The organism is Spirulina sp. 06S082 (genome assembly GCF_034932145.1).
GTDB lineage: Bacteria > Cyanobacteriota > Cyanobacteriia > Cyanobacteriales > Spirulinaceae > CCY15215.
On record NZ_JAYGHV010000429.1, the window covers coordinates 1 to 8,771 of the forward strand.

Annotated in this window: 7 protein-coding genes, 1 pseudogene and 1 riboswitch; of the genes and pseudogenes, 3 read left to right on the forward strand and 5 right to left on the reverse strand. The window is 42.9% G+C overall.

The window, feature by feature from the left end; all coding sequences use genetic code 11:
• Positions 1-209: 209 nt before the first annotated feature.
• The 3 genes from VB714_RS25975 to VB714_RS25985 all read right to left on the reverse strand — a co-directional run bounded on the left by VB714_RS25975 (position 210) and on the right by VB714_RS25985 (position 2,183).
• Positions 210-632, reverse strand: a complete 423-nt coding sequence (locus VB714_RS25975; protein WP_323228109.1) for a secondary thiamine-phosphate synthase enzyme YjbQ — start codon at positions 630-632, stop codon at positions 210-212.
• 117 nt (positions 633-749) lie between these two features.
• The gene (locus VB714_RS25980; RefSeq protein ID WP_416309803.1) at positions 750-1,307 is read right to left on the reverse strand and encodes a Uma2 family endonuclease; all 558 of its coding nucleotides are present in this window, start codon (positions 1,305-1,307) and stop codon (positions 750-752) included.
• Positions 1,308-1,403: 96 nt separating this feature from the next.
• Complete coding sequence (locus tag VB714_RS25985; RefSeq protein ID WP_323228114.1) at positions 1,404-2,183, reverse strand: hypothetical protein; 780 nt, start codon at positions 2,181-2,183, stop codon at positions 1,404-1,406.
• A 224-nt stretch (positions 2,184-2,407) separates the two neighbouring features.
• On the opposite strand from VB714_RS25985, the gene VB714_RS25990 reads away from it, so the two are divergent.
• Positions 2,408-5,155 (forward strand): CHAT domain-containing tetratricopeptide repeat protein, encoded by a 2,748-nt coding sequence (locus VB714_RS25990; RefSeq protein ID WP_323228117.1) that lies wholly within the window; start codon positions 2,408-2,410, stop codon positions 5,153-5,155.
• A 41-nt stretch (positions 5,156-5,196) separates the two neighbouring features.
• Positions 5,197-5,280: pseudogene (locus tag VB714_RS27620) on the forward strand (RRXRR domain-containing protein); the annotation flags it as partial.
• Here VB714_RS27620 and VB714_RS25995 read toward each other — a convergent pair.
• Positions 5,279-5,605, reverse strand: coding sequence for a DUF4278 domain-containing protein (locus tag VB714_RS25995; protein WP_323228119.1), 327 nt, complete (start codon positions 5,603-5,605; stop codon positions 5,279-5,281). The pseudogene VB714_RS27620 and the gene VB714_RS25995 sit on opposite strands and share 2 nt — an antisense overlap.
• A gap of 32 nt (positions 5,606-5,637) precedes the next feature.
• Positions 5,638-5,708: riboswitch (Glutamine riboswitch) on the reverse strand.
• A 392-nt stretch (positions 5,709-6,100) separates the two neighbouring features.
• Here VB714_RS25995 and VB714_RS26000 point away from each other — a divergent pair.
• Positions 6,101-7,837 (forward strand): ShlB/FhaC/HecB family hemolysin secretion/activation protein, encoded by a 1,737-nt coding sequence (locus VB714_RS26000; protein ID WP_323228121.1) that lies wholly within the window; start codon positions 6,101-6,103, stop codon positions 7,835-7,837.
• A gap of 11 nt (positions 7,838-7,848) precedes the next feature.
• On the opposite strand, the gene VB714_RS26005 is transcribed toward VB714_RS26000, so the two are convergent.
• Complete coding sequence (locus VB714_RS26005; protein ID WP_323228124.1) at positions 7,849-8,553, reverse strand: FHA domain-containing protein; 705 nt, start codon at positions 8,551-8,553, stop codon at positions 7,849-7,851.
• Between the last annotated feature and the right edge of the window lie 218 nt (positions 8,554-8,771).

Genomic DNA, 8,771 nt, shown 5'->3' on the forward strand with positions numbered 1-8,771 from the left:
AGATCGACAGTTCCTGATTGAGAAAGGTAGCGAAGAAAAATATCGGGATCTTCGCGATCGAAATCAGACATAGGTATTATTTTTTCCCATATATGGGCAAAAAGATAAAGGCTAATCGGCGATCGCTACTTTATCTAGACTTAAATTATAGATGAATTTCTCCCATCTAAATGTATAACTTGAGATAATTAATGAAAGCATTCATTCATTTAATTTCCACTCACGTGAATGACAATTTGACGATGATGAGGATGTTGGCGATGTTCCCACAGATAAATTCCTTGCCAAATCCCTAAAACTAATTTTCCTTCTGAAATAGGAATTTGTTCTGAGGTTCGCGTCAAAGCAGAACGAATGTGAGCGGGCATATCGTCATCACCTTCTGCATCGTGAATATAACTTTTCCCATCTTCGGGAACGAGTTGGCTAAAAAAGTTGGCTAAGTCTTTGAGAACGTCGGGATCGGCATTTTCTTGAATTACTAAACTGGCAGAAGTATGACGAACAAAAATTGTACATAAACCAATTTTTACTCTAGATTCAGAAACTAAATTTTGGATTGGATATGTGATGTTATGAAAGGATTTTCCTGTTGTCTGAACTTTAAGGATTTTTTGAACGATGTGAGACATAAGCACTCTAAAAAAGAACTAATGTAAATATTATAAATATGATAAATATTATCTTGATTACAACTTCTTAAAACTTTAAGTTTAAGATAGCGATCGCTTTTTCTAAAACGATCGCATTTACAATAACTTCTTCAAATCCAGCGTAAATCCTGGAACGACTTCCTCACCGCTTAAAATTGCATTTTCTCGATACTGAGTAATCGAGCCATCCCCACGATAAACGAAAGCCTGACGATGAGCGCGATCGATTAGCCAGCCTAATTTCACCCCATTTTCAATATATTCTTCCATCTTCTCCTTGAGCATCTTTAAACTATCTGTTTTAGAACGAATTTCTACGACCAAATCAGGAACAATACTGCAAAATTTATCTTCTCCTGTATCCCATCCTTCCGGCAAGCGATCCTTAGCAATAAAAGCCGCATCGGGAGAACGTACAGCACCATTAGGAAACCTAAAACCACCACTAGAACTAAAAACTTCTCCTAAATTATTGCTTTCTACAAAAGCGAATAAATATGCGCCAACTTTAAGTTCTCGATTGCTAGAAATTTGACCAGTAGGTGCCATTGTAATTAAAGTTCCATCTGCATTCCGTTCAAATCTCAGTTCGGGGTTTTTAGAACTGAGTTGCATTAACTCTTCATCAGTAATGAATTTGAGGGCTTGTATCATTGTTCCGCGATCGCACTTCTTCCTCATCATAGCACCGATATTTAAGAAGCGATCGCCTATCTATACTCATTCCAAGATGCACCCGGCTATTCTCTCTTAAAATGGCAATCTCGGTCTTGGTGGAGTAGTCGGAATACCAAATCTAGGTAAGCGAGGAATATCAATATCTGGATACAAATTCTCTAAAGATTCCTGTAGGGCTGATGTTCCCAAGAGAGGTGAGTTAAACCCTTTAAATAACGCACCATTGAGAATATTTTCAACATCACTTTGTAGTAATTCTGCCACTTGTCCGAAAAGGCCACTAGGGGTAATCGCAATTTTTTCTCCGGCTTTAATGGCGATCTCTTGTGGAGTTTCTTCTGTTGTTTCTGACTCCTCTTTTGTCAGTTTAACCTTTAGTTCTCCTTCTAAAACTTTAATTTGTGTCTCTCCTGCTGCGTTAACTTCCATGACATAAACAGTTCCTTCTACGCCAATTTCAAACGTAGCCGTACAACCATTAGCGGGACCGCTTGCTAATAATAATCCTTGTTGAACTTCAATACATTGACCGACAATAACCGAAGATTGCGGTCCTAAACGACCCATTGCACCATTACTGAATAAAAGGGATGTACTCGCTGCTTGAGTAACAATCTTCTGTTTTAATAGGGCGATCGCATCTACTTCGGCAAGGTCTTCATCGATAAACACGCCGTTTTCCTCCGCGTTTTCATCGGACTTTACGATTTCTTGTACGATTGCTTGATTGATTTGCGCGATCGCGGGAATTGGGCGCAGTGCCGAGTAAATAATAATCCCAAAGCTGGCAAGTATTCCCCCCATTATTTGCACGTTAAAACCGTGCTGTTTTTTAACTCGAATCATCTTCATATTAGCCTCCATTTTTGCTTGTTTTTATTCGGCAACCTGATTCAAATCTTTGTAAAACTCTTCGATTATACCACAAAATTAGTATTTTGACAGTCATGATTTATTGCGAGACCGCTTGCTAATAAATGCCTTGTCGCACTTCTTGCCCTTGAACAAGAGTAGGATTTTGCTTTTTATCATTTTAAAGAACTAGAAAATGATGCTACTATAGTAAAGGATATTCAATGATTAACCAAAAATTTCCCGAGGACTTACGGATGGGGTGGAACTGGATTTCTCGCAGGGCGATCGCGATCGCAATCGGACTAAACTTCCTAAACTGCGGAAGTATTATTCCTGTTTATGCTGCCGAAGATTCTTTAGTATCTCCCAATATATCTCCTTCCGTACTTTTTGAACAAGGAATGGAATTGTATCGCCAAGAAACTGAATCATCTTGGCGAGAGGCAATTCGTAAATGGGAAGAAGCCTTACAAATCTGGCAAGATAGTGGCGATCGCGAAAATATTACACTTGCGTTGAATTGGTTGGGTTTAACTTATAAAAACCTCGGGGAATTGGATCGCGCCCTTGAATTGTATAAACAAGCCTTACCTCTCTTTCAAGAATTAGAAGATCGCCATTCTCAAGCCAGCACTTTAATGGCGATCGGGCAAATTTATAGCACATTAGGAGAGTATCAAATTGCCCTCGATCGCTACAAGAAATCCCTTCCCCTTTGGCAAGAAGTTAATTATCGCACGGGAGAAGCAGCAAATCTCAACAGCATCGGTCTTATTTACGACCAATTGGGAGAAAGCGAACAGGCTTTAGAATATTATCAACAAGTTTTAGCGATCGCAAGGGAAGTAGGCAATAAAAAAGGAGAAGCTGCTGCCCTAAATAATCTGGGTTTGGCTTATAATAACTTGGGAAAAGAACCCGAAAGTTTGCAACAATACGCGAAAGCATTGCAAATCTGGGAAGTTCTACAAGACGATCGCGCTAAAGCCGGAACCTTGAATAATATCGGTTTCATCTCTGCACAAAATGGAGAAAATGACAAGGCGATCGCGCAATATGAAGAAGTCTTAAGCATCTGGCAAACTGTCGGCGATCGCTCTGGATTAGCCAGCACCCTCAATAATTTAGGGGTGGTCTATAGCAATAAGGGAGAACTCGATCGCGCCCTCACTTATTATGAAAAAGCTCTGTCTTTACGAATAGCCATCGGCGATCGCGCCAAAGAAGCCCTAAGCCGCTATCGTATTGCCCTCGCCCAACGAGAAAAAGGCAATGCAGACATCGCCCTGGAAGAAATTAAAATCGCCGTCGAAATTGTGGAAAGTCTGCGAAGAAATGTCGATAGTCAAGACCTGCGAACCTCCTTTTTTGCCAGCAAACAGGACTATTATGAGTTATATATCGACCTGTTGATGCAATTGCATCAAGAGCGCCCGAGAGAGGGTTATGATGGTAGAGCATTAGAAATTAGCGAGCGATCGCGATCGCGCTCCCTCCTTGATATCCTAGCAGAAGGCAACGCAAATATCTCCTCGGGAGGAGACCCAGAATTATTACAACGAGAGCGCCAATTGCAACGCCAACTGGATATATTAGAACAACGGCGTATTAGAATCGCAAGCGGAGAGTATCCCCTCAACCGCAAAATTGACATCAACCGAGAGGTGGAGATTCTTCTCAAAGAATATCAATCTGTGCAGGATTTAATTCGCCGTACCAGTCCCCGCTATGCGGCCCTCACCCAACCGCAAACCCTGACCCTTGAAGAAATTCAGGCACAAATTCGCGATCGCAATACCCTGCTATTGGAATATTTTATCGGGGAAAAACAAAGCTATCTTTGGGCAGTTACCCCCGATTCAATTCAGAGTTACACCCTACCTGGACGAAGCGAAATTAAAAACGCTGCGTTCAACTTTCGCCAAGATTTGCTGCGATCGAATCGCCCCTCGGGATTTGCCCAAACCCAACGGACGGCGATCGCCCTCTCTAACCTCATTCTTGTTCCTGTTGCTGAGGAACTAAAAAATAAGCACTTATTAATTGTGAGCGATGATATCTTACATTTTATCCCCTTCGCCGCGATCGCCGAACCGAACCTTGAGCAGAAAAACCCTTTACTCAATATTCCCGAGGAAAAGGCGACTATTTCCCAATATCAGCCTTTGCTCGAGAAACACGAGATCGTCAATCTTCCCTCTGTCTCCACTTTAGCAGCACTACGCCGCCAAGTTCGCGATCGCCCCACTCCTGCCAAAACCCTGATCGCGATCGCCGATCCCATCTTTGGCAATAATGATACTCGCATTGCCAATTCTTCGCGATCGTCCCTTGAACTTCCCCCAGATGTGGCACAGTTTGCCAGGGAAGCAGAACTATTATTCAACCGCTTGCCTTTTACCCGAGAAGAAGCAGAACAAATTCTCTCCCTCCTTCCTGCCGAAGAAAGTGATAAAGCCTTTGGTTTTCAAGCCACGCGAGACTTTGCCACCAGTTCCCAATTACAAAATTACAAAATCGTTCACTTTGCCACTCATGGGCTATTTAACAGCAAAAATCCTCACTTATCTGGTTTAGTTTTTTCTCTCGTAGACGATCGCGATCGCCTCCTCAATGGTTTTTTGCGCCTTCCAGAAATTTTTAATCTCCAATTTTCCGCCGATCTCGTGGTGTTGAGTGCTTGTCAAACGGGACTGGGGGACAATATTCGCGGTGAGGGAGTTATCGGTTTAACCAGGGGATTTATGTATGCTGGGGCAGCGCGAGTTGCTGTAAGTTTGTGGAGTGTAGACGATCGCGGCACCGCAGAATTAATGGTACGATTTTATCGAGGAATTTTAGAGGAAAAATTAGAACCCGCAGCAGCTTTGCGATCGGCTCAATTGCAACTTTGGCAGAGTGAACAATGGCGATCGCCCTTCTTTTGGGCAGCATTTACACTACAAGGGGAGTCAGGAACTCACCGCTAGAGTCCGGAGGACTCTAGCGGTATCTTGAGGGAACCCTCAGTTTAAACCCAACTCATCCGGCCAGAGCGAGAAAATCACTCAAATCAGGACGAGCTAAAGTATTTAAGCGGTTTCCTTTTACCATTAGTGAGATAAACCAACCCGCTCTTCCGATCGCAGCAAGACCGATTCTTGACGTTTAAGTTCTGTACGTTCTTTGTTCAAGAACAGGGCGCGGGCCCGTTGTCCGATGCTGGGAGTAGGATTAGCCTTAACCGCAGGCGCTTCCTGTCCTTGGGTGTAGGGGACTCCGCGATAAACCAAATCTAATGTTGGTTTTTGAGCCGTTGGTGCTTTGCGATTGCGAAAACGCCATTCTAAGCCCCGATATTTGCCAGTAATTTCGGTGTCAAGACTTTCTACAGTAGTTGGATTGTATTCGTAAGCAACGCCACGATATGTAAGTTTCATGTCCGCCTCCTTTTCCTTAAAGTTTCGAGTGAGGCGCGTTCCTTCAGGAGATTTCCTTACTTCCGTCTCTCGGCTATTGACTAATTCCGAAGAGATGAACGATTTCTTTTTCTGTCTGTATCCATTGTTACCGTTTTTTAGAAAAAAGTCAAGACATTTGCAAAAGTTTACATTTAGTCGGATTAGTTTGGGAGATGTCGCGTTCAATGAGAAGAAGAAACGCGATCGCGTAGTTCTGTTTTAAGTATCGCGACTGCTTCATCGGAAAGAATTTGAGGCGCGATCGCATAGCCCATTGTTTGAAAATTCATTATTCCAAATATCCGGACGTTACCATTATTTAGCTGTTAGAACAAAATATAGGCGATTATAATAGTCGTTCAGATTGGAGCAAAGACAATTATGCAGTCCTGGCAAAAGGTATTTCTGAGACAAAAACACTTAATAAATCTTAAACCTTCCTGGCTATTGCTTTGCATTTCGAGCATTGTTTGCTTGACAGTTCCAGAAAGCCTAGCAAGTACTCTTTCTTCAGAAGTCATTTCGAGCGATCGCCCCATCTCTTCCCGACTTCAAGATTCCCTGTGGGAAATAAATCTCACTAACACCCTAAAACTCGCCCAAATTCCCGAACCTCCAGAACCCATTGACCCCGTAGAACCCCTCAAACCAGAAGAGCCGGAAGAACCAGAAACGCCGCCAACACCCCCTCCAGCAGCCATTCCAGAGGATGGAGAGATTCAAGTCGATCGCATTCTGATACAAGGTAGTACCCTCTTTTCCGAGGCAGATTTTGCTCCTCGCATTCAACCTTATCTCGATCGCAGTGTGAGCGAGGAATCCCTACAAACCCTTGCTGATAGCATTACCGAAAATTACCTCGAACGAGGATATATTACCTCTCGCGCTGTTCTCGATCCTAACTCCTTAACCAGTGGGGAGATTTTGATTCGTGTCCTTGAAGGAAGCATCGAAAAAATTGAAGTTGAAGGGATCCAACATTTAAAACCTGATTATGTCCGCGATCGCGTTTGGTTAGGAGCCGGTGCGCCCTTAAATACGGGGAAATTAGAAGACCAGTTGCGATTGCTGCGGGCAAATCCCCTCATCGAAAACATCGAAGCCAGTTTGCGAACCGGAAGCACCCCCGTACAAAGTATTTTAATCGTCCGCGTCACAGAAGCCAACCCTTTTCGTGCCAATTTTAGCTCCGATAACTACTCCCCTCCCAGTGTCGGTTCCGAACGATTTGGCTTTAGTGCGGGTTGGCTGAACACCACAGGGATTGGAGATAGTACATTTTTCAGCTACAAGCGCACCACTAGAGGAGGTTCGGATACCTTCGATTTAAGCTATAGCCTGCCGTTAAACCCCATGGATGGCACCTTACAACTAAGAACCTCTTTCAACCGTAACAATGTTGTTCAAGAGCAATTCAGGGTCCTTGATATTAACGGTAACTCTGCACTGTATGACATCAGCTTTCGTCAACCCCTGGTCAAAACCCCCCGCGAAGAATTTGCTCTTTCGGCGGGATTCACTTATCAAACGGGACAAACTTTCACCTTTCTCGGAGGGACACCCTTTGGCTTCGGTCCGGAAGCCGATGGGACAACGACTACCAGTATTTTTAAATTCGGACAGGACTATATTCGCCGCGATACTGCTGGTGCTTGGGCTTTGCGTTCTCAATTCAGCTTGGGAACGGGGCTTTTTGGTGCCACGATTAATTCAGGATCGATTCCCGATAGCCGCTTTTTAAGTTGGTTATTACAAGCACAGCGCGTTCAAGTTTTAAATGAAAATAACTTTTTAATTATTTCCGGCGATTTGCAACTGTCTACAGAACCTTTACTTTCTTCTCAACAGTTTGTCGTCGGTGGTGGCCAATCCGTGCGGGGCTTTCGGCAAAACTCTCGCTTTGGTGATAATGGTTTGCGTTTTTCCGTGGAAGATCGTATTACTTTAGTAAGAAATGAGGCTGGAAATCCCACTTTTATCGTTGCACCATTTTTCGATGTGGGTTGGGTTTGGAACAATCCCAATAATCCCAATCTCCAACCCGTTCCGGATCAAACCTTTATTGCAGGGGTTGGTGTGGGTTTGATTTGGGAAGTATTGCCAGGATTTAATGTTCGTTTGGATTTGGCTTATCCTTTAGTTAATTTAAGCGATCGCCAAACTAATGCTCAAGATGATGGCTTATATTTTAGCGTGTTGTGGAATTTCTAAGGGACAATTTTCTACAAACTATTGCGCTGTTGATGGAAGAAGCGATCGAGAATTTCAGACTGTTGAACGGGGTTCAATTCTGGTGCAGGACGATCCCTAAAAGCAGGTTTTCTATCTTCATCAGTGAGAAAAAAACAGGTTTTATGTTCGGATGTTTCAGGAAGTTCTTTCTGTTCTTGAGAAAAAGCAGATTTTTCCAACTTGTTTAAAGTATTAATAATTTCTTGGGGTGTATTAACAAGTTGTCGGGTTTCTTGACAACAGGAAAAATAGAAAACGAGACTCCCCAAACGAACCCGATCGCCGTCTTGGAGTAAAATGCGATCGCTAACAGGTTCTTGGTTGACATAGGTGCCATTGGTACTATTCAAGTCATGTAAATAAAAGCCGCGATCGGGGACATATTGAATTGCAGCATGATTGCGAGAGAGGCGATCGTCTGGGATAGAAATTCCCGCTTTTTGTCCCCGTCCGATCGTCCAAATATTTTGGGGTTGAAAGAGTTTTTGACTTCCGTTACCCATCAGATTAGCGAGTAAATAAACCCGTTGGTCTTCGACAACACCAATAATATAGGTATATTTTCCTCTTAATCGCTTCAAGCTGCGATCGTGACTGTTCTCTAATTGGAGAATCTCATTTAACAAACCTTGATTATTCTCATAAAGATTTAGAAAGACTTGATACAAACCGAGTTTTTGTTCGAGTTCTATCATGGGGAAGGTAATGGGGTGAGGGGTCTTTCCCTCTAGATTAACCGAAGATTTCTGAAATCGGTAGTCCTCAAGATTTCTTTTTCCAGATTATATCGATTGTGATATTTTGATAATTCATAAAAAAAACTACACATATCGATCGCGATTAAGCATCAAAAATTTACAATAAACTGACAATTGCATCTGCTAAACTTTGCGGACAATCGACCAAGAGATCG